The sequence below is a fragment of the Serratia sp. 2723 genome (genome assembly GCF_050434425.1).
In the GTDB taxonomy this organism is placed as follows: domain Bacteria; phylum Pseudomonadota; class Gammaproteobacteria; order Enterobacterales; family Enterobacteriaceae; genus Chania.
The window spans coordinates 350,836-371,255 of the sequence record NZ_JBNDIN010000004.1; the positions used below are offsets into that span (position 1 = coordinate 350,836).

The 20,420-nt window shown below is 52.0% G+C and carries 17 protein-coding genes and 1 pseudogene; 8 read left to right on the forward strand and 10 right to left on the reverse strand.

The annotated features are described in order from the left end of the window. Window positions 1-791 precede the first annotated feature (791 nt). The gene (gene ychF / locus ABIE29_RS08675) at window positions 792-1,883 is read left to right on the forward strand and encodes a redox-regulated ATPase YchF (protein WP_429617971.1); all 1,092 of its coding nucleotides are present in this window, start codon (window positions 792-794) and stop codon (window positions 1,881-1,883) included. A gap of 142 nt (window positions 1,884-2,025) precedes the next feature. Here the strand turns inward: ychF and ABIE29_RS08680 are convergent, their stop codons facing one another. Beyond that, window positions 2,026-3,930, reverse strand: coding sequence for a methyl-accepting chemotaxis protein (locus ABIE29_RS08680; protein ID WP_429617973.1), 1,905 nt, complete (start codon window positions 3,928-3,930; stop codon window positions 2,026-2,028). Window positions 3,931-4,157: 227 nt separating this feature from the next. Between ABIE29_RS08680 and ABIE29_RS08685 the strand changes: the two genes are divergently transcribed. Further along, entirely contained in the window at window positions 4,158-4,787 is a 630-nt protein-coding gene (locus tag ABIE29_RS08685; RefSeq protein ID WP_429617975.1) for a YiiX family permuted papain-like enzyme, read from the forward strand. A 135-nt stretch (window positions 4,788-4,922) separates the two neighbouring features. On the opposite strand, the gene ABIE29_RS08690 is transcribed toward ABIE29_RS08685, so the two are convergent. From ABIE29_RS08690 to ABIE29_RS08705, 4 genes are all read right to left on the reverse strand, one after another. After that, on the reverse strand, window positions 4,923-6,038 hold the full coding sequence (locus tag ABIE29_RS08690; protein WP_429617976.1) for an AAA family ATPase: 1,116 nt from the start codon (window positions 6,036-6,038) through the stop codon (window positions 4,923-4,925). Further along, window positions 6,026-6,739, reverse strand: a complete 714-nt coding sequence (locus ABIE29_RS08695; protein WP_429617978.1) for an RNA ligase family protein — start codon at window positions 6,737-6,739, stop codon at window positions 6,026-6,028. The genes ABIE29_RS08690 and ABIE29_RS08695 overlap by 13 nt, the downstream gene beginning before the upstream one ends. Window positions 6,740-6,807: 68 nt before the next feature. After that, on the reverse strand, window positions 6,808-7,425 hold the full coding sequence (prfH, locus tag ABIE29_RS08700) for a peptide chain release factor H (RefSeq protein WP_429617980.1): 618 nt from the start codon (window positions 7,423-7,425) through the stop codon (window positions 6,808-6,810). Then, window positions 7,425-8,537 (reverse strand): RNA ligase RtcB family protein, encoded by a 1,113-nt coding sequence (locus ABIE29_RS08705; protein WP_429617982.1) that lies wholly within the window; start codon window positions 8,535-8,537, stop codon window positions 7,425-7,427. Before ABIE29_RS08705 ends, prfH begins: the two co-directional genes overlap by 1 nt. A 201-nt stretch (window positions 8,538-8,738) precedes the next feature. Between ABIE29_RS08705 and ABIE29_RS08710 the strand changes: the two are divergent. Then, window positions 8,739-8,864 (forward strand): annotated as a pseudogene (locus ABIE29_RS08710) (hypothetical protein); the annotation flags it as partial. 113 nt (window positions 8,865-8,977) lie between these two features. Further along, a complete protein-coding gene (locus ABIE29_RS08715; RefSeq protein WP_429617984.1) occupies window positions 8,978-11,890 on the forward strand; it encodes an HD domain-containing phosphohydrolase in 2,913 nt (970 codons plus the stop codon). Between the two features lie 76 nt (window positions 11,891-11,966). Here the strand turns inward: ABIE29_RS08715 and ABIE29_RS08720 are convergent, their stop codons facing one another. After that, on the reverse strand, window positions 11,967-12,488 hold the full coding sequence (locus ABIE29_RS08720) for a hypothetical protein (RefSeq protein ID WP_429617986.1): 522 nt from the start codon (window positions 12,486-12,488) through the stop codon (window positions 11,967-11,969). Window positions 12,489-13,126: 638 nt separating this feature from the next. Between ABIE29_RS08720 and ABIE29_RS08725 the strand changes: the two genes are divergently transcribed. After that, window positions 13,127-13,591: an NlpC/P60 family protein gene (locus ABIE29_RS08725; RefSeq protein ID WP_429617987.1), complete on the forward strand. Its 465-nt coding sequence runs from the start codon at window positions 13,127-13,129 to the stop codon at window positions 13,589-13,591. Between the two features lie 57 nt (window positions 13,592-13,648). Here ABIE29_RS08725 and ABIE29_RS08730 read toward each other — a convergent pair whose 3' ends face one another. From ABIE29_RS08730 to ABIE29_RS08745, 4 genes are all read right to left on the reverse strand, one after another. Beyond that, window positions 13,649-14,674, reverse strand: coding sequence for an ABC transporter permease (locus tag ABIE29_RS08730; protein WP_429617989.1), 1,026 nt, complete (start codon window positions 14,672-14,674; stop codon window positions 13,649-13,651). 17 nt (window positions 14,675-14,691) lie between these two features. Further along, the gene (locus tag ABIE29_RS08735; RefSeq protein WP_429617991.1) at window positions 14,692-16,176 is read right to left on the reverse strand and encodes a sugar ABC transporter ATP-binding protein; all 1,485 of its coding nucleotides are present in this window, start codon (window positions 16,174-16,176) and stop codon (window positions 14,692-14,694) included. A 77-nt stretch (window positions 16,177-16,253) separates the two neighbouring features. Beyond that, window positions 16,254-17,183 (reverse strand): sugar ABC transporter substrate-binding protein, encoded by a 930-nt coding sequence (locus ABIE29_RS08740; RefSeq protein ID WP_429617993.1) that lies wholly within the window; start codon window positions 17,181-17,183, stop codon window positions 16,254-16,256. A gap of 487 nt (window positions 17,184-17,670) precedes the next feature. After that, a complete protein-coding gene (locus ABIE29_RS08745) occupies window positions 17,671-18,219 on the reverse strand; it encodes a helix-turn-helix domain-containing protein (protein ID WP_429617994.1) in 549 nt (182 codons plus the stop codon). A gap of 113 nt (window positions 18,220-18,332) precedes the next feature. Here ABIE29_RS08745 and ABIE29_RS08750 point away from each other — a divergent pair, with 113 nt between their 5' ends. From ABIE29_RS08750 to ABIE29_RS08760, 3 genes are all read left to right on the forward strand, one after another. Further along, a complete protein-coding gene (locus tag ABIE29_RS08750; protein ID WP_429617996.1) occupies window positions 18,333-19,001 on the forward strand; it encodes an AzlC family ABC transporter permease in 669 nt (222 codons plus the stop codon). After that, window positions 19,001-19,321, forward strand: coding sequence for an AzlD domain-containing protein (locus tag ABIE29_RS08755; RefSeq protein WP_024528813.1), 321 nt, complete (start codon window positions 19,001-19,003; stop codon window positions 19,319-19,321). The genes ABIE29_RS08750 and ABIE29_RS08755 overlap by 1 nt, the downstream gene beginning before the upstream one ends. Before the next feature lie 64 nt (window positions 19,322-19,385). After that, entirely contained in the window at window positions 19,386-20,369 is a 984-nt protein-coding gene (locus ABIE29_RS08760) for a hypothetical protein (RefSeq protein ID WP_429617997.1), read from the forward strand. Window positions 20,370-20,420 lie beyond the last annotated feature (51 nt).

A 20,420-nucleotide genomic window follows, 5' to 3' on the forward strand; every position in this document is an offset into this window, starting at 1 on the left:
ACCTCAATATAATTAAGATAACGCCCAGTAATAATAAGTAATATCCTATCTAAAAAATAGGATTTATCTACCAATATGGTGTGATAAATCTCAATAACCAAATGTATTTATCAAAATATATTAAATACATTAACCATTTAAATCAAGTACAGAGAAAAACCTCAAAAAACAAATGCCTATAAAAACAATATGATAGAGATATGATTTATTGAAAAAAATGCTCATGAAACGGTTGTGTGATTAAATCACAATCATATTTACAACAATAGTTGGCGTAAAATTAATGGTTTTTTCTAACCTACGTAGATGGCCCCAAATAAGACAAGTAACGTATTGCGACTTTACGTTCTGTAACGCTTTATCCGCTATAAGACACCAGCTTTTATTTTGATATGTTGCCACGCTGTTTCATTGAATCATAACGAGCAAAATCCAGGAGTACCCCCATACAAAAAGTGCCTTTATAACTAAACATGCATTTAACATAACGTATTCACTCACCTTTAGTACTCAATATCCGATGACAGATAGCAGATCCCCCCCGATATTAGCGTCACATTACCCGATCTGCTCAACTTGGATCCGCACTTTACCTGCAGAACACATCGACGGGCGTTGATTTGAATCCATCCGGGCGTTAGCAGCATAGGGAACGCCTCGGGCGATAGCGCCAGCAACGGGCAGATCGAGATAACAGCCCATTACGTGTATAATGGCGGGATAATTTCGTCCTTTATGCAGCAGGTTGATGTTAACCTGTTGATAGTCAAGATATTTAAGGTGATATAAACATGGGATTCAAATGCGGTATCGTCGGTCTGCCTAACGTCGGCAAATCCACCCTGTTCAATGCGTTGACCAAAGCGGGTATTGAAGCGGCCAACTTCCCGTTCTGCACCATTGAGCCCAATACCGGCGTGGTACCAATGCCCGATGCACGTCTGGATCGGTTAGCCGAGATCGTCAAACCACAACGCATTCTGCCCACCACCATGGAATTCGTTGATATCGCTGGCCTGGTAAAAGGGGCTTCCAAAGGCGAAGGCCTGGGTAACCAGTTCCTGACCAACATCCGTGAAACCGAAGCTATCGGCCACGTGGTACGCTGTTTTGAGAACGACAACATCATTCACGTGAATAACAAAGTGGATCCGGCCGACGATATCGACGTCATCAACACCGAGTTGGCGCTGTCCGATCTTGATACCTGCGAACGCGCCATTCACCGTGTGCAGAAGAAAGCCAAAGGCGGCGATAAAGACGCAAAAGCCGAATTGGCCGCACTGGAAAAATGCCTGCCACAGTTGGAAAACGCCGGTATGCTACGCGCACTGGATCTGACTGCTGAAGATAAAGCCGCGATCCGCTACCTGAGCTTCCTGACCTTGAAGCCGACCATGTACATCGCCAACGTCAACGAAGACGGTTTTGAGAACAACCCGTATCTGGATGTCGTGCGCAAGATTGCTGCCGAAGAGGGTTCTGTAGTCGTTGCGGTTTGCGCCGCTGTTGAATCCGACATCGCAGAGTTGGAAGATGAAGACCGCGCTGAATTTATGGCTGAGTTGGGGCTGGAAGAACCAGGTCTGAACCGCGTGATCCGCGCAGGTTACGAATTGCTCAATCTGCAAACCTACTTCACCGCAGGCGTGAAGGAAGTGCGTGCCTGGACCATCCCGGTTGGTGCTACTGCCCCGCAAGCCGCCGGTAAAATCCACACTGACTTTGAAAAAGGCTTTATCCGCGCACAGACCATCGCCTTTGAAGACTTTATCACCTACAAGGGTGAGCAAGGTGCCAAAGAAGCCGGCAAGATGCGTTCAGAAGGGAAAGACTACGTCGTTAAAGATGGCGATGTGATGAACTTCTTGTTCAACGTCTAAATAAAATCTGTTGCCTCATGTGGTTTCATCGAATCTCATGAAGACTGATAAAACTCATAAAATCCACGCAATTGCGTGGATTTTTCTATCTGAAGTAGCACATTAAATTGGTGCCATCTGATCAGGGACAGCTTAGCTAATATTATACGATAAACCGATTCACTAATTTGGTCATCGCCGCCGCTTGGTTATCCAGTATCTGGCTGGCACTGGCCGCTTGTGAAACCAAAGCCGCATTTTGCTGTGTGACTTGTTCAAGTTGATTCAAAGCCAGATGAACCTGCCCCACCCCCAATGATTGTTCGTTGGCGGCCTGAGCAATATCGCTAACATATTGTTTCATCATTCCTGAATTATCTGCTGCCGCTTTTAGCGCGACTCCTGAAGCCGAAACTCGGGCGACACCCTCCGCAATTTTTTCCATATTTTGATTAATCAACTCTCGGATCTGACTCGCCTCTTTAGCACAACGTTGAGATAAGTTACGCACCTCACTCGCCACTACCGCAAATCCCCTTCCAGACTCGCCAGCTCGAGCGGCTTCTACCGCAGCATTGAGCGCCAATAAATTGGTCTGAAAAGAAATATCATCAATAGAGGTCACGATACGTGCAATCTGCTCGCTGGAATTACGGATCTCCGCCATGCTCTGGCTGGCTTCATTCGCCACGCGATTCGCCTGCATAACATCGTGCTCCATCGCCAGCGTAAGTTGTTCAGCTTCGCGGGCGTTATCGGCAGTCTGGGAGATCGCCGTGGATATTTGTTCCATACTTGCCGCAGTTTCGACGATAGACGCCGCCTGTTCATCAGTACGTTGAGCTAAATCCTGATTGCCAGCGGCGATATCACTGCTGGTATGGTGAAGGATCTTCGAGCCGGATTTAATCTCTTTAACAATATGCTGAATATTTTCAATGGATTGGTTATAAGCTTGATTCAATGCTGACAACTCATCACTACCTGGCACGCCAAGACGTTGGGTCAAATCACCCTCCATTTCACCAATCGTTTTCAGCGTTCCTTGCAGTTGCAGATGGATACTCCGCGCAACAATGATGGCTATCGCCAAGGCCACGGCCAGAGAAAGAAGGCTGATGCACAGGAAAGTTATCCATTCGCTACGTGCCGTACGTGACAGCTCTGCGGCATGCTTTTGTAACGCGTCAGCGGTTTGATTCTCTATTTGACGCAACACGTCAATACGCAGAGTCTGAGCCTTAAACCAATCGGTAGGATTAACCTTGAATCCACTGGTTGCGACTTTATCGAGTGCAATCTCACGAAACTTAAGGGCATCAGTTGCCGATGTAGCGCGTAAGGCACCATCAAGCGCCGCCACCTGCTCTGCGGTGCTGAAACGACGAGTTGCAGAAAGCCAGGCCTCTTGTTTTCCCACCACATCGCTCACCTGGCGGAATTGCCCATCACCAAAACGATCGCTAGAGAAAACGCCGGAAAGTAATGCTCGCTCTATACCCGACTGTTCTTTTAAGTTAAGCAGGCTGTAATAAGCTGCCAATTCTTGGCCGATCTTGCCCGATGTCGTCAAGTGCCCAATACCGCCGACAAAATCCAACACTTGGGCGATAGTCTTGGTATAGAAACTGATGGCTTGCGGCGTCGCGGTCTTTAAATTGCTGACGTTATTACGCACCTCGCTCAGCAACTGGGTCTGGTTGTTAAATAACTGAATCGCCGATGTATCAATCCCTTCCAATGCGCCGTGATCCGTTTTAGATAACAGTTGGTTAAATTTCGCCAGAGCCGCATCTGTCAGTTTACGTTGGTCCGCTAGTTCAGCGCGAAACTGCCCACCGCCAGAGCCCAGGTAACCTGCGCTCATGCCACGCTCTTTTTGCAGCTCATGCACGGCATCCCCTGCACCACGCGTAATTGCCGTTAGCTGAACGATGACATCCATCTGACGTTCGGTATTGATACGGGTTTTCATACCCGAACCGGCAAACCAGCATAAAGCCAGTAGCAGTGGAAACAGAGCAATGAAAAGCTTCATTCTCATCGATATACGGTAGATCCATAACATCTGGCTTCGTCCTATTTAGGTGACAACATCAATAGAACAGCTATCGGCCTGCTTTAAGCACCCTTTAACCACAATGATGGGATTGTTGTTATTGCATTGATAAATATTATTATTTTTATTAAAGCATGAGGGCTACCAATACGACCTCCCGGCTTTGCTCCACCACTTCATCTTCACTTCACACAGCCCCGATAAAGTCGCTAGATTCTAACTTCGAGGGATTGAACATGATTTTTAGCAAACGCCTATTGGCCATCCTCTTTCTCACCATCGGCCTGATGACCGTGCTGGTCAGCCAAGCACGCGAGCTACCCGCAGTGCAGGATGGTGACATCATTTTCCACACTTCCCGCTCGTCACAGAGCCTGGCGATACAGCAGGCCACCGGCTCGCGTTACAGCCATATGGGCATCATTGTGCTGCGTGATGAAAAACCTTACGTATTCGAGGCGGTATCGACAGTGAAATACACGCCGCTCGCTGCCTGGATAGATCGGGGAGATAAAAAGCATTTTGTCGTCAAACGCCTGAAGAACGCCGAGCAAATGATGACGCCGTCCGCACAGCTAAAAATACGTCAGCAGGCTAATAGCTTTGCGGGGAAGCCATATGATATACAGTTTTCCTGGTCGGATGAGAGGTTATATTGCTCTGAGTTGGTCTGGAAGATTTATGATCGTGCTCTCGGGATAAAAATCGGCAAGTTGCAAAAAGTACGTGAATTTAACTTCGGCGCTCCTGCCGTACAGCAGAAACTGCTGGAGCGCTACGGAACGCAAATCCCGTGGGATGAGTCGGTTATTTCGCCGAAGGCAATGTTTGAATCACCGCTGTTGGTCACGGTGATCGCGAATTAATCTACGGTGACGTCCCCCATCCACATGGATAGGGGACTGTATGTGCGACATATTAGCTCCGCACCTGACGCTAGCGCCCTCGCCCTTTGGAAGGGTTGGCGGAAACTGGTTATTTACAGTTGATAACCAACCAGACTAGCTTGCATCCTGCACCCGCAACTCCACCTCATGCGCTTCGTCCGCCTGCGGGATCTCCAATTTACTCAGCATCCGCGCCATTGCCTCAACAGGTACGCTGTATTCCCGCTCGGCATTCTGCCGCTGCCACTGAGCATAAGGCACTTCCAGGTAAACAATCTTCACCCTTGCGCCATAGGCGATAAATAACTCAACCAACTGGCTACGCAACTGCCGGGTAATATTGGTGGCATTCCAGACAAAGGATTCGCCACGCCGTAGCAACGTCTTAGCCTGCAATTTGGCCTGCTGCACGACCCAGCCGGTCGCGTTTTTGTCGGTAGGAGACAACCGGTGTTGGCGACGAATGTTGTCCAGACTGATAACCTCAAGCCCAGCGGCATGCTGCGCGATATAGCGATCTTTCCCCATTCCCGGCAACGCACAGAGTAGCGTCACTTCGCTCTGAAATTGCTCGTAGGGAACAAAATCCACGCTAGCCTGCGGATGCGTAAGGTAATGGTAACGCTGGTTATCGCTAGCAAAGGGACGCGCCTGCCCCCAGCACTGCTGCTCCTGACAGAACAGTTCGAACAGCTCGATATTATCCAGCAAGCCGTTTTGGTCTTCACACTCGCGCCCCAAGACGTCCGCTCGTGCCAGCAGCGCCAGCAACCTTGTATCCAACCGTAGGGCCGCTAATAACAGCGCCCGCTCCGGCGATGGCCGCCCCATGATCCACAACGGCAAACCATGAAAACGCACCAAGGCCGCTATCTGTTCACGCAGTTGAAACGGCGTAACGATATCCCGATAGAGGATCGAGCGCGTAGTCAGCTCACCACGTTTAGCATGATTGGGTGAGGTCACCGAACCATCGTCTGCAACCCGCGTGGTGCTGCGTTTTTCCACATCATGCAGCAGCGCGGCAGCCCAGAGCAATTCCTGCTGTTGCTTTGGCAACGCCAAAAACTGCGCAGACTCGGTCAGTGCCGCCAGTACGCGCTGGGTATGGATTGCCACATCGCCTTCCGCATGATGACGGGGATCTTGTGGCACCTGATGCATATCAGCCACCCAGCGGAATTTATCCGCCAGCCTGCTCCATTGCTTGTCTTCACTTAAGCACCACATGGTTTAGCCTCCTGCTGATACTCGTACGCCATACGCGCTCGTTGCCAATTCACTCTCCAGTGGCGATCGGTTTTCACATGGTTTTTACGCACGTACTTAAATACGTTATGGGAAAACTGTTCCACCGGGAATTCAGCCGCATTGCGGGTGACAATCCCTTCCATGGTGCATGGCAAGCCGGTATGCGCGTCGTGCGGCGCAAACCAACCCGTTCCCCCCACCTGCTCCAGTATTGCTGAGCGGTATTCTTGTTCCATCTGGCGCGGCACGTCCTGTATCACTTCAGACACACAGGCAAAGTCAAATAATGCCGCGTAGAACTGCACCTCTTGCCAACTCAGCCACATGTCTTTACAGCGCACGGCAAATAGATAGAAGTCCTGCTGCAGGCCGCGATACTCGATCGAATGCGTGGCATACAGATTCTCCCCAAACAGTTCGATATCGCCCAGGTCATGTTTAATCAGTTGCCAGCGCTGGCGGATCTGGCGCGTCCAGGCAGAAACCGTCGGTGCCGCATGGGAGCGTGCAAATACGCCATAGCGATTCAGGCAGTTATTCTCACCATCGAGCTTTTCCGTATGGATCAGTGAGGGAATTAACCGTATATCTTGCCAATAGTGTTGATTGATCCGATCGTCACTGGTGGTACCCGGTGAGAACGGATAATGGTACGTCCGACCATATTTATGTGTTTCCATTTCTTTGCTTCTTATTTGGTTATCGGCCTGCCCCATCAGACCGATATTTGATTATTCGTTTTCACTCATCAAGCGAGCGGCGTAAAACTTTCGCCTTTAAACACCCGAACCGGTGAACCACGCACTATTTGATGATGAAACATCCGTCGTTCAGCACGTTGTTCTTCCAACTGCTGCTGCTCAAGCTGTTCCAAGCGGTGAGCGATCAGCAAATACGCCAAACGTTTATTGGCATGTTGGCTACGCTCGGTCTGCACCTTAACGCTGATGCCACTGGCAATATGGGTGGCGCGAATAGCCGACTCCGTTTTATTCACATGCTGCCCACCCGGCCCGGAGGACTTCAACGTCTCAAAACGGATCTCGCTCTCTTTTGGCACTGCTGCCGGAGAGAAACGCGCTGCACCAATAAACCAGTTCTTTCTGGAGCGCCCAGTGCGCCACGGGCTTTCGCAAATCCACTGCAATGTCCCGCACCACTTGGCGGCTAATGGCTCCGCCGCTTCGCCGTTAAGCGTCAAAAGCACCGAACGCAACGTGCCGGGCAGGCGGCCCTCTTCCCGCTCAACCTCATGCAGTTCCACCTGCATGGCCTGGGCCTCTTTATGGAACTGACGTAGCGCCAGGCTGACCGCCAGGCAACATTCATCCGGCCCCTGGGCGGCAGAAATCTGTAATAAGATCATCACTGCCCCCCGCTGGTTTTGTAGGTCAACACCGGCTGCATACGCGCCACCAGCGTGACCAATCCGGCCTGCTGCAAGGCTCCTACTACGCTATCAATCGGCTTGTAGGCTTCCGGCGCTTCCTGATAAATCAGTTGGCGGTCGCGGCAAATCACCCGGCTGCCGAAGCGGGTTCTGGCCAACTGCTCGGTGCTGAAACGCGCTGATAAGCGATCTTTACACTCCGAGCGCATCCATTTGCGCCCGGCACCGTGTGCCAGCGAATACAAACTGCTGGCAGCAGGTAGCGGCTGGACGATATAACTGTAATCGCCGCGCGATCCGGGGATCACCACCAGTCCTTCATCCGACGGCGTAGCCCCTTTACGATGCAGCCAGCCAGGTACGCCCTCGATAGTGGCCATCGCCAGCAGGTTATGGTGAATATCCAGCAGACAATCACCAGCAGTGCGTAACCGCTGCAATATCCGCTGGGCAATCAGTCGCCGGTTATAACCGGCAAAATCCAGTGCCTGTTGATGCTGCTGCAAATAGTCGTTGGCCGCGTCGGTATTTTCCAACAGACCATGATGCCCATGGGCGCGCACATGCTGTTCCAGTATTAACTGGCCCAAACCACGCGACCCACTGTGCACCAACAGCATCAGGCGTTTTTTATCGAGACCGGCCTGCGGCTGATATATTTCGTCGATGCGCAACAGTTCAGCAAAATGATTACCGCCTCCAATAGTGCCCAATGCACGAGAATAAGCACCAAACGCTGGCGGAATATCCCCCAAGGCGTCTTCATCTAACGGACCGTCAATGTTACCCAGGTTTTTTTCCAGCTTATCCAGCGACTGTTTCATCGCCAGTAAATCTGTTTGCCATAGCGACATACCGCAACCGATATCATTACCGATTAACGCCGGGTAGAAGCGATGTTGTGAAAAGAAAGCGGCACCAACCGGATAGCCACGGCCAGGATGCAAGTCTGGCATCCCGACTACGCGCACCATATCCGGCAGTTTGGCGGTAATTTCTAATTGTTGGATTGCATTTCCTTCAATCCAGGTGTGTTCCGACGCGATCAATGAAACTCGCGGCGCAACGGAGCCAATAGTATTGCTCATAACCAATCCTGATTAATATTTTATCTAATTTTTTGGATTTGGCGGGCGGTAGCCCTAGCAATACCTGAAGAACAGGAAATTATGCCTGAGGATACGACCCGCAAAGGGTAAACAGTGCTTGATAATTCATGATGTACCTCCTTTGCAAAGTGAATGAATGGGAAAACGCGGCGATGGTACATATAAACTCCAGCATTAGCAATGGTTGCTCGCGTAGAACGCAAAAATTTAATTCGGCGAGCCGAAAAGTTTGCGCTGGTAGGCAATCAGCCGTTTAAAGATCGTCGTGCCATGATGCCGTTGCGCGGCGCGAACCCCGTGGAAAAACCGCTGATTTCACTTTAAAATCAACCCAATAAATTATTTCGCCACCAATCATATAACCCCCTGCTTCGTCTATAATTTAAACAGGCTGAAAATTGGCATCCAAGGTGGGCACTATGACAGGAAAGATCACGGGTTTGAGAAGCCGCTATCCGCTACATATTCAGATTGCCGCGCTGTTTACCTTGCTGATTGTCTCCATCGGCAGCGTGATCGTGCTTTTTAGCCACAGCCAACTCACCAAACTGACCGAGGCCAGCACCAACCGCCAGTATCAAAAAACCGGCGAAGCCATTGCTGCGGAGCTGGACTCCGTTACCCGCAGCATGAAAATGTCGGCGAAGATGTTGGCACGCATGCCCATAATAGACGCCACCACGCTCGAACAACGCATGGCATTTATCGGCCCGCTAGTCGAGATACTCAAGCAAAATGATTATGCCACTGCGGTATACAGCGCTTATCCCAACGGCGACTTCTTTATACTGCGCCGCCTCTCCCTTGCCAACCGAGCTTTATTTAATGCGCCGGAAGATGCCGAATGGTTGGCGCAGAGCTACCGATTTTTAGAGACCTCGCCCCAGGCTCAGAATATCTTTTTGGACGGCAAACAGCAGGTTATGGCGATAAAAACCGTGCCGTATAACAATTATGATCCCCGGGAGCGTACCTGGTATCAGTTGGCGGTAAAAACTCAGCAACTGATTACTTCACCGCTCTATACCTTCAAAGGCACCGGTGAGGCCGGCTTCACCTACAGCATCCAGGCTCCAGATGGCCATGCCGTGATCGGTTTGGACGTTTCGCTGGCTTCACTTTCATGGTTTCTTCAACAAAACCTACCGCCGGATAGCCAGGCGGCGATTATCAACGCTGCCAACGAAACCATCGCCAGCCTGCCAGCGCAAAACCTCCAAGGCCAGGATGGACTGAACAGTGTTGCGCATATCCCGGTACTGCAAACATTGCTAGATCCCCATCACGGCGCAAGCAGCCTCTTTACGGCACAAGGGCAGAGCTGGTTTGGGGCCGTTGTGGAGCTTAAGGGGCAAAGCCAAGGCTACCAGTTGATGATTGCCACGCCCTCGGCCTATCTGACCGCCGATGCCAACGCCATCCGCAACCGCTCGACCCTGATCGCCTTTGCGTTGCTGCTGCTCAGCCTGCCGCTGGTCTGGTATTTCTCCCTACGAATTTCCCGGCCGCTGATCCGCCTGCGCCAGGATGCCGACGCCATCAGCAATCTGCATTTTGATGAGCGGGCGGAGGAACGCTCGATGATTGAAGAAGTGGACGACCTGCACAAAGCCATGTCCAAAATGAAGCTGACGCTCAAGCAGTTTATCTCGATGGGTAGCCTGTTATCCGCCAAGGATAATTTCCCGCAGCAGATGCAAGGCTTGCTCAACGAAACGGGCAAAATCTCAGCCATGTACGGCGGAATGATTTTCCTGTCAGACAAAACGCCCGGTGGCTTTTCACCCATAGCCTGTAACTGGGCCGGAAAAGAGATGACCTGTTCGGAGGTGGCATCGTTACAGTTTGATCCACAACAACCCAGCGCGTTTTGGCAGATTCTGGAAGGTAAAACCGTTGCCGGAGTCTTTACTCGCGAGAATAGCCCCAGCCAACTGCTGACGGTCTTTGGTTCCCATTTACCCCTGCGCTATGTGGCCGTCCCGATGCAAACTCATGATCGGCAACTGATGGGGTTCTTACTGCTGTTTAATCCTGCCGAAGCTGGCCCGGAACATGGGCAAGCCAAAATACAGCTGATTAATGCCCTGGTGGGCAGTTTATCGGTAGCGATAGAGACGCAATACCTGCTGCAAGAACAAAAGGATCTGATGGGAGCCTTTATTCAGTTGATCGCCGGCGCGATCGACGCCAAGAGCGCCTATACCGGCGGCCATTGCCAGCGCGTACCCGTCATTACCAAGATGCTGGCCAAGGCAGCGGTTGAGGCCAAACAAGGACCGTTCGCCGATTTTAGCCTTTCCGCCAATGAGTGGGAGGAACTGCACACCGCCTGTTGGCTGCACGACTGCGGGAAAATCACCACGCCGGAAGCCATAGTGGATAAGGCCACCAAGCTGGAGATGATTTACGACCGTATTCACGAGGTACGAATGCGCTTTGAGGTGCTGAAGCGGGAAAAAGAGGTTAGCTTCCTGCGCAAGCACGCTCAGATCCCCGCTACCGAGCAGGACGAACAACAGCTACACGATGAGTTGCAGCAGTTGGATGAGGATTTCTATTTTATTGCCCAGTGCAATATCGGTGGTGAATTCCTGTCTGACAGCGCCCTTGCACGCATTCAGCAAATCGCACAATATCAATGGACCCGCACTCTGGATGATACCGCAGGCGTTGCCCGGGAAGAATTGGCGCGCAAAAATCGCCGTCCTGCCGTCCCCCTACCTACCCAGGAGCCACTGCTGGCGGATAAAGAAGAACATATCATCTACCGCGATGAGAAAAGCCATCTGCCGGCAAGCTATCACTTCAAACTCAAGGAGCCAGCCTTACTCTATAACCACGGGGAGATTTACAATCTGGGCATCCGCAGAGGCACCCTGAGTGAGGAGGAACGCTATAAAATCAACGAGCACATTATGCAGACTATCATCATGCTGGAAAAACTGCCGTTCCCACGCACTATGGCCAACGTGGCGGTGATCGCCGGTGGCCATCATGAACGCATGGATGGCAAAGGTTATCCTTATCAGTTAACCCACCAACAGATGAGCATCCCGGTGCGTATGATGGCGATCGCCGACGTGTTTGAAGCCCTGACGGCGGCAGATCGGCCTTATAAACCGGGCAAACTGTTATCTGAGGCACTCAATATTCTGGTCAGCATGGCGAATGAAAATCATCTGGACCGCGAATTGATGATCCTGTTCCTGGAGTCTGGTATTTGGCATGACTACGCACTGAGCTATCTGCAAGCCGATAAAATAGATAGCGTCGATATTCCCGCGCTATTACGCAAACTCGAAATACCCGATTGCCAACCGACGAACTGATAGCCAACAGTTTTGCAGCCCTCCCCCCAACCCTTTCCCAACGGGTTGTGGGGGGAGGGAAAAATATCAGAAGCCGTTATTTTTTCTGCCGTTGCGCCTCAAACCATACGCCGCATTGGGAAAAGATCAGCGTATTGCGATCTTTCACCAACACGTTATCACCGGGAACGCCTTCACTCCCTTGGTCGGTGATCCCCGGGACGGTGACATCCTGATGCTGAATGATGACTCGCTGCACCGAAGGCGTGCTGATGCCTAAAATCGGGAAATCGACGTACGAGGTATCGCCCGAGTTATCCTCCACAAACTCTTGCGCCTCTACCGTGGTGGTGATCGCCCCCTGATTGCTCAGTTGCTGTTCATGCCAGGTAAAACCGTCTGCTTTATAGTTGATACTATTACCAACCAACTGCTGTGCCTGCGTTTCATCCCAGCAGCCCACGGTCTGGGTGGGAATGACCTTGGTCACGCTCCAATTACCGATTAACGCCGATGGGATCGGGGCCGGGGCGTTTTGTGCCGCCCAGGCGGTGGATAACGACAGCGCCAGCAGCGCAGCCAACGGCACGATTCTTTTACTCAGGGCGGGGAATTGCATGGTACGGCTCCTTAAGGTACTGCAAGTCTATCAATTACGGTGACCAATCTGTCTATGACTTTACCTAAGCCATTGGCCTTTCAGCAAGCGGTGAGTTGCACCGTTCAATCTGTGCCAGCACGGCGGCCAGATTATGAGCAATATCCCCTTCACGGCAGGTAATTTGGGCCAAGGTTATCCGCATTGATTACTCCTTTCTCAGTCGAACAGTGTTTTTACCTGCTATTGCTACCGGCTGACAAGTCACTGTTAGGGTTAAAACCGCCCCCTTCCCCCGATCCTGAAGGCCGAGGTTTCCCGCAGGCATGCTGATGATCCGTCTCAATGTGAGATCCCACCACCGTACCCAGCCGACAAACCGACAGCAGCGATATGTTGCAATTTTGCTAGGCAAAACCCGCCGCAGGTAGCTAATCCCTTGATTGCCTGTCATTCCCAGGTTTCGACTGCCAACCAAAGACCCACCATCAAAAGTAACAATCTGATAACCAGCATGATTTTGTTCAAAAAACACCCTGCAAAAGGTTTATTTTTGAGCAACAACTGTATATATTATCACCACTCAAAGGGAATGAGTCAGGCAATCCAGCCACTTCATTTCAGGGATAGACGTTCAATTGCTCTTTCAGAAACCATTTATGCTTAAATTTTTTGCTGTATTTCTCACTTGCTCAGCTTTTTGCATGAGCTTTTCCGCTTCAGCCAATTCCGGCCACAATAATACTCAGGAGCTAAAAAAAATCCTGGCGCATTATGACCGATGGGAAGGAGTACGTTACAAATTCGGGGGTAACTCGCGCAAAGGTATCGACTGTTCAGCCTATATGCAGCGCGTGTTTCAAGATGAGTTTGCCGTCAGCTTGCCACGCAGCACCAGTGAACAAATAAAACTGGGCTCGCGAGTCGCTAAAAGTGAATTAAACACTGGCGATCTGGTGTTTTTCAAAACCTCACCCCGTCAGCGCCACGTCGGCGTTTATATCGGAGAGGGTGAGTTTATTCACGCCTCTACCAGTATGGGTGTCACCGTTTCCAGCCTGGATAACCAATACTGGAACGCGCGTTACGAACTGGCCCGGCGTATCAATGGCAGCGACGCATAAACCTGCCCACCAGGCCAAACCGCCGGTCACCACACACACCGGCGGTCAATACAAGGTTCACAGCTTCTTGCGGTTACGGCGCATATCGATAGCCACGGCAGCCACGATGATCATGCCTTTGATAATGTCCTGAATGTAGGAATCCACGCCAATAAAGGTAAAACCACTTTTGATCAGGCCGAGGATCACCGCGCCGATCAGCGTGCCGGTAATGCGCCCCACTCCGCCCATCAGGCTACTGCCACCGATGACCGCTGCGGCAATAGCGTCCAACTCATAAGACACCCCCATGCTCGACTGTCCGCTACTGACCCTTGCCGCCAGCACCACGCCTGCTAATCCTGCCAACCCACCAGCAATGGTGTAGACCATCACCAGGTATTTATTGACGTTGATCCCAGAGACCCTTGCCGAGGTCATGTTGCCGCCGATGGCATATACGTATTTGCCATAACGGGTGTGTTTCAGGGCGATATGGAAAATCACCGCCACCACCAGGAAGATAATCACCGGCATGGCGCCTTGGCCAATCGAGGTAAAACCGTCCGACAGGAAACTGACCGGGTTACCTTTAGTGTAATACTGTGCCAAACCACGGGCAGACACCATCATCCCCAAGGTAGCGATAAACGGTGGAATGCCGGTGCGAGTGATCAAGACCCCGTTGATAAACCCGCAAATAATACCCACTCCAATCCCGGCCCCGATGGGGATCGCGGCAGGCAGATCCAGCAAGCCCGGATACATTGGTGAAATGCTTTCGGAGGTTTGCGCCAGGCTTGCCGCCACCACCGCCGTCAGGGCAATCAACGAGCCAGAAGAGAGATCGATACCGGTGGTAATGATGACCTGGGTTACGCCAACGGCGATGATGCCGATAATCGCCACCTGCAAGACGATCAGCAGCAGGCGGTTCGGATTAAGCAGGAACGACTGATCGCGCACATACCAGCCCAGCATTTCAAAAATCAGCGCGATACCGATCATGACGATAAAAATACCGGTATCTTTCGGCAGCTTGCCGCTGAAACCGGCAAACAGTGAGGCTTTGACTGGCTGAGTTTCCACTTTGACGTTATTCATTGTGTTTTACCTTTGCGTTATTCCGAGGCCAACGCCATGATTTTTTCCTGGTCTGCTTCATCTTTATCCAGGATCCCCGTAATGCGTCCGGCATGCATCACCATGACGCGATCGCTCATGCCGAGTATTTCCGGCAATTCCGACGAAACCAAAATAATGGCGACGCCACGGTGTGCCAATTCGCTGATCAGGCGGTAAATTTCTGCCTTGGCCCCCACGTCGATACCACGCGTGGGTTCATCCAGGATCAGGATCTTCGGCTGCGCCAATAGCCAGCGGGCAATCAAAACCTTCTGCTGATTGCCGCCACTGAGGTTATTGATAATCTGATCCATCGTCGGGGTTTTAATATTGAGCTTGCTAATTTGCTCCATGCAGTCTTTAGCCATTTGCGTCTGGCTGACAAAACCGTTTTTGCTGGTATAGGCGGAAAGATTGACGATGCTCATGTTCTCTACCACCGACAGCACCAGAAACAGCCCAGACTTTTTACGGTCTTCGGTCAGGAATGCCAGCCCCTGCTCGATGGCTTTGGAGGGTGAATCTATTTTTACCGGCAAGCCTTCAATATAAATTTCGCCCCCCTCGGCCGGGTGCATACCAAACAGGCTCTCCATCACTTCACTGCGCCCAGCGCCCACCAGCCCGGCAACCCCGAGGATTTCCCCGCGCTTAACCGCAAAGGAGATATCCTGGAACCAGCCGCTGCGCCGCAGCCCGGCCACACGCAACACCTCTTCGCCAATATTGTTATTGAACTTGGGGAACATCTGGGTCAGCTCGCGGCCCACCATCATGGTGATCAGCGACTGTTTGGTCAGGTTTTCGGTTTTATCACTGGCGATCAAGGTACCATCGCGGAAGATGCTGACCTCGTCGGTGATGGCAAAGATTTCATCCATTTTATGGCTGATATAGATAATGCCTTTGCCCTGCTGCTTCAGTTCACGAATGATCGCAAACAGGTGTACCACTTCCCCTTCCGTTAATGCCGAGGTCGGCTCATCCATAATCAATACGTCGGCGTTATAAGACACTGCCTTGGCAATCTCGACCATCTGTTGGTTGGCGATGCTCAGCGTGCCTAGTTGGGTTTCCGGGTTTAATTTAATCTTGAGATGCGCCAACAGTTCGCGGGTTTTGCGGTTTAATTCCTCGTGATTAACAAAACCCAGCTTGGCGGGTTCACGCCCCAGCCAGATATTTTCTGCTACCGTCATATGCGGCACCAGGTTCAGTTCCTGGTGGATCATGGAGATGCCCGAGTGCAGGGCTGCCAGCGTATGGTTAAACGTCACCGGTTGTCCTTTGACCTTGATGGTGCCTGCATCGGGCCGATAAATACCGATTAAGCACTTCATCAGCGTCGATTTGCCGGCTCCGTTTTCCCCCATTAACGCATGTACGCTGCCCGGTTTGATCTTGAGCGACACGTTATCCAACGCCTTAACGCCCGGGAACTGCTTGCTGATACCTTCCGCCTCCAACACATAAGGATACATACTGATAACCTCCGCCGTTATCCTGCCGATCGCTGTAAACGATGCCCCTTACCGTTAGGCAAGGGGCCGGTTGGTAATTACTTTTTATTCTTGTCGGCAAAGTCTTGGTAATTGGCTTTGGTGATCAGTTGGTAAGGGATCATGACGCTGCTTTCAACCTTCTCGCCTTTAACCAGTTGAATGGCGGTTTGTACGGCGCCCTCCCCCTGACCTTTGGCATCCTGGAAGATGCTGAGGCTCAAATCTCCCTTCTTGATAAACTCCAGCGCATCCGGCGTACCGTCGACCCCCGCCACCAGCACGCCGGTTTTCTTCGCCTGCTTTAGCGCCAGAATGGCACCAATCGCCATCTCATCATTGTTGGAAGCGATGGCATCAATCTGCTGGCCGGAAAGGATCCAGTCGGTGGTCACGTCAACCGCCTCTTTGCGGAAAAACTTGGCGGTTTGCTTGTCGATGATATGAATATTCGGATATTGGGCCGCCACTTCCTCAACGCCGCGGGTCCGGTCACGGGTGGCTTCACTGGAAAGCTCACCGAGCAGGATCATCACGTTGCCCTTGCCGTTCATCAGCTTGGCCAGCTCTTCCATCTGCAGCTTGCCCGCCAGTTTGGAATCTGAACCTACATAGGCCATACCGGCTGGCAGCGTGGCTTCTGGCCGACGGTTGACGAACACCAGTGGAATATGGGCGTTCTCCGCCAGCTTGATCATTGGCTTGACGCCCTGGGTATCCACCGGGTTAAGGATGATGGCATCGACCCCTTGGCTGACAAAGTTCTCTATCTGCTGGATCTGCTGTGCGATATCGCCTTTGGCATCTTCAAACTGGCCGCTGACGTTACCTTCCTGCTTCATTTTGTGCTGCATGGACTGGCGCAGGATGGTCAGAAAGTTGTCATCAAAGTAGGCCATCGACACGCCGATCTTGATATCTTTGGCTAACACCGAGGCTGGCAGCATGCACATCAGTAGCGAGGTGACGATCAATTTCTTCAGCTTCATGTTCTGTACCCTTTAATCGTTAGAGTGAAGAGGCCTGTTGATTTGACGGCTAATGAAAAATATTTTTTACATTCAAACAACAATCCGCTCGTTTTTATCGCCTTAAAACCCTGTTCCACGTGGCATCTCATTAGCTGAGGCTGTCTATTAACCACCTGGCATAGATAAAGAAAAAGCTATAAAACAATGCATTGAAATGAATTCCTGGCGTAATTGTCAAATACCCCACCCATTTGTTAAACGTTTGTTTCAAAAATTAGACTAATGAAATTTTTAAACCCAAACAAGCGAAACGTGCGTTTTGGAATGAGCAAATAACAAAAACATGACAGGGATCTAACAAATGGACGCAAAGTGACCGCCAATGCGTCTGGTTTGGCAGCGTTTATGCGAATGGGTTATGGCTGAGGTTCGCGGGGCGGGCGCGGCATGTGGCGCCCTACATGGCGACTTAGCGAATCGGTTGAAGTTTTGTCAGTTGCCGGAGCTAGTTTTGTTCTGAGACCAGCACGGCCAGTGTATCCGGTTCCAGGGCGCGGAAGAGGTGTGGCCGGTCGGCTGGGTAGCAAATGTAATCCCCGGCATTCAGCTCGGCAGGCTCCTCTGCCAGTCCGACCAAAGCGCGCCCTTGGGTGATGATGATATGTTCCACCGAACCTGGCGGATGCGGATGAGAAAGGCGGTCGGCACCCGGCTGGGTCGTCAGCAGATAGATATCCCGCCGTGCGCCAGGCGGACAGGTTGCCAACAGCACTGCCGTATAGTTAGCCACCTCTGACACCACCGCCGCCCCTTCCCCACGCCGGATCACCTGCGTTTTACTCTGCTGCGGCTCCATCAAACGCGCAAAGGGGATATCCAGCGCGACGCAGAGTGCCCACAGCGTTTCCAGGCTCGGATTGCCATTCCCCGCTTCGAGTTGAGAAAGTGTCGATTTGGCAATTCCTGCCCGGCGGGCAATTTCTGCCAAAGAGAGGCCAGTGCGCTGGCGTTCGCGCACCAGGGCTTCCGCAATGATGTTGATGGGTTGTTTCATAGACCGCGTAACTCACCTTATAACGAACGATCGTTCGACTTGTAAATCGAGATTGAAGTGTTCATTATAATAGAACAACCGTTCGTTTTGAGAAAGATAGTGAGAAAAATAGTATGGCTAAAAATCGCTTCCCCTCGCTCGATAAGGGCGTGATCAAAGGGATCGCGCTGGTCTGCCTGGCGGACGGCATCGTGGGGATCTCCTATGGCTCATTGGCGACCGGCCTGGGTTTCGAACTTTGGGTCCCACTGATGCTGTCGTTATTGGTGCTGGCGGGTGCCTCTGAATTTCTGTTTATCGGCATCGTGGCCAGTGGCGGTAGCCCCTTTGCTGCGGCGGCAGCCGGACTGCTGGTGAATGCACGCCACCTGCCGTTCGGTATGGCAGTGAAAGAGGTGATCGAGCGCAGCCGCTTTAAGTTATTGGGTTGCCATATCATGAACGACGAAAGCGTGGTGTTCGGCATTTCCCAACCGACGCAGGCCAAAAAGCGGGCAGCCTACTGGCTCTGTGGGCTGGGGATCGCCGCCTGCTGGCCGTTGGGCGTATTGATTGGCGGCACCATCGGCAGCTTTATTCCCGATATCCATGCCATTGGGCTGGACGCCGTGTTCCCCACCATTTTGCTGGCCTTGATTGTTGGCTCACTGAAAAAACTGCGTACCAGCATTTCTGCCTGTTCCGGCACCCTGATTGCCCTGGCTAGCGTGCCCTGGGTACCGATTGGCATGCCGGTGCTGTTTTCACTGTTGGGTTTACTGATCAGAAAGCGAGAAAAATAATGGACAACCAAACACTCATCATCGGCATCCTGATCCTGGCCAGCGGCACCTTTGCGTTTCGCTTTGCCGGTTTTCTGCTAGGCCGCAGCCTGAGCTTTTCCGACCGGGTTCAAGCCCTGCTCGCCGACTCCGCCACCACGTTGCTGCTGGCCGTGGCGGTGATCGCGACGCTGTTCGAAGGGCAGCACTTTGCCGGTTATGCTCGCTTGGGTGGCGTGGCAGTAGGAGCATTATTAGCCTGGCGGAAAACGCCGTTAATCGTGGTGTTGCTGGCGGCGGCGGCGGTAACGGCGCTGTTACGGGTAGCCGGTGTGGCATAACTCGCAGCTGGCCGGGTATGATGGCGGCTGACAGATATACTGCCTCACCGGAGATGGGAGAGAAATGGAGAAGCTTGCCACTTTAGCCGTAGTTGGAACATTGCTGCTTGCGCCCTGGACAGCGCTACAGGCCGTGACGCCAGTGGGCTCAGGTTTTACCCCTGACCGACCTGCTTCTCTGTTCGACTGCCAGGTTCCGTTGAGCAAGCTGTTAGCCAGCAGCAATCAGGCGCTGATCCAGGCGGAGAAAGTACCGGCGGACAAGTTGGCAACCCATATTGAATCGCGGGCCAACGGCATACAGGCCATTCAACTGTTCGATCGCCGAAAGCCCCCCTCACCTGATTCACCAGGTGCCGGACATCTTGGTTGGGTCATGTACGATCCACAAACCGGACAGCTACTGGATAACAGCACCGACGAACAGCATCCGCTGCAACTCACCTTTAATCCACAGTACGGTAAACAATATCAGCAATGCCTACAGAAGGAGCAGCGCTGCGCGGCCATTTTGGACCAGATGAAATTAGGTGCCATCATTGCCGATTCCCCTAAATATGTGGTGCGTGGTAAAGGCCGGGCTTATTTTCACGCTGCCCCTACCGAACAGTGCGTCAATGGATCTCAATTTGTGATCCCGAACGATAAGGTGCAGGTGGTGGGTTATGCCGCACTTGAGCCCGTCAAAGGCGAGAAAAATGGCTATCTGTTAGTCGGTTATGGCAATGCCTCCGGCTGGATAAACGTTGATCGTCTGGCCCCGCTCGACGAAATTTGCCACGATGCCCAGGCGAATGCCGAAGCTGCAATGAGCAAAGCGGCCTCGCCTGCGGCGAAGTATCTGGTAAAGAGCAAAAAACTCTATTTTTACGACTCTCCGGATAAGCTCTGCCAGGATGAAGGCGGGAAGTTTGTCGTCAATGGCGATAGCGTTACCGCCACGCACGGGCAGCCTTATAAGGAATTTTTGTTCGTGAGTTATATTCACCCCAAAACCGGCGATAAAACCACGGGCTGGATGAAAGCTGATGGTTTGACGGCACAATAAATGCATAGACTGGCTCCCCCGCCCTTTGGGAGGGTACAGACCGGGGTAAGG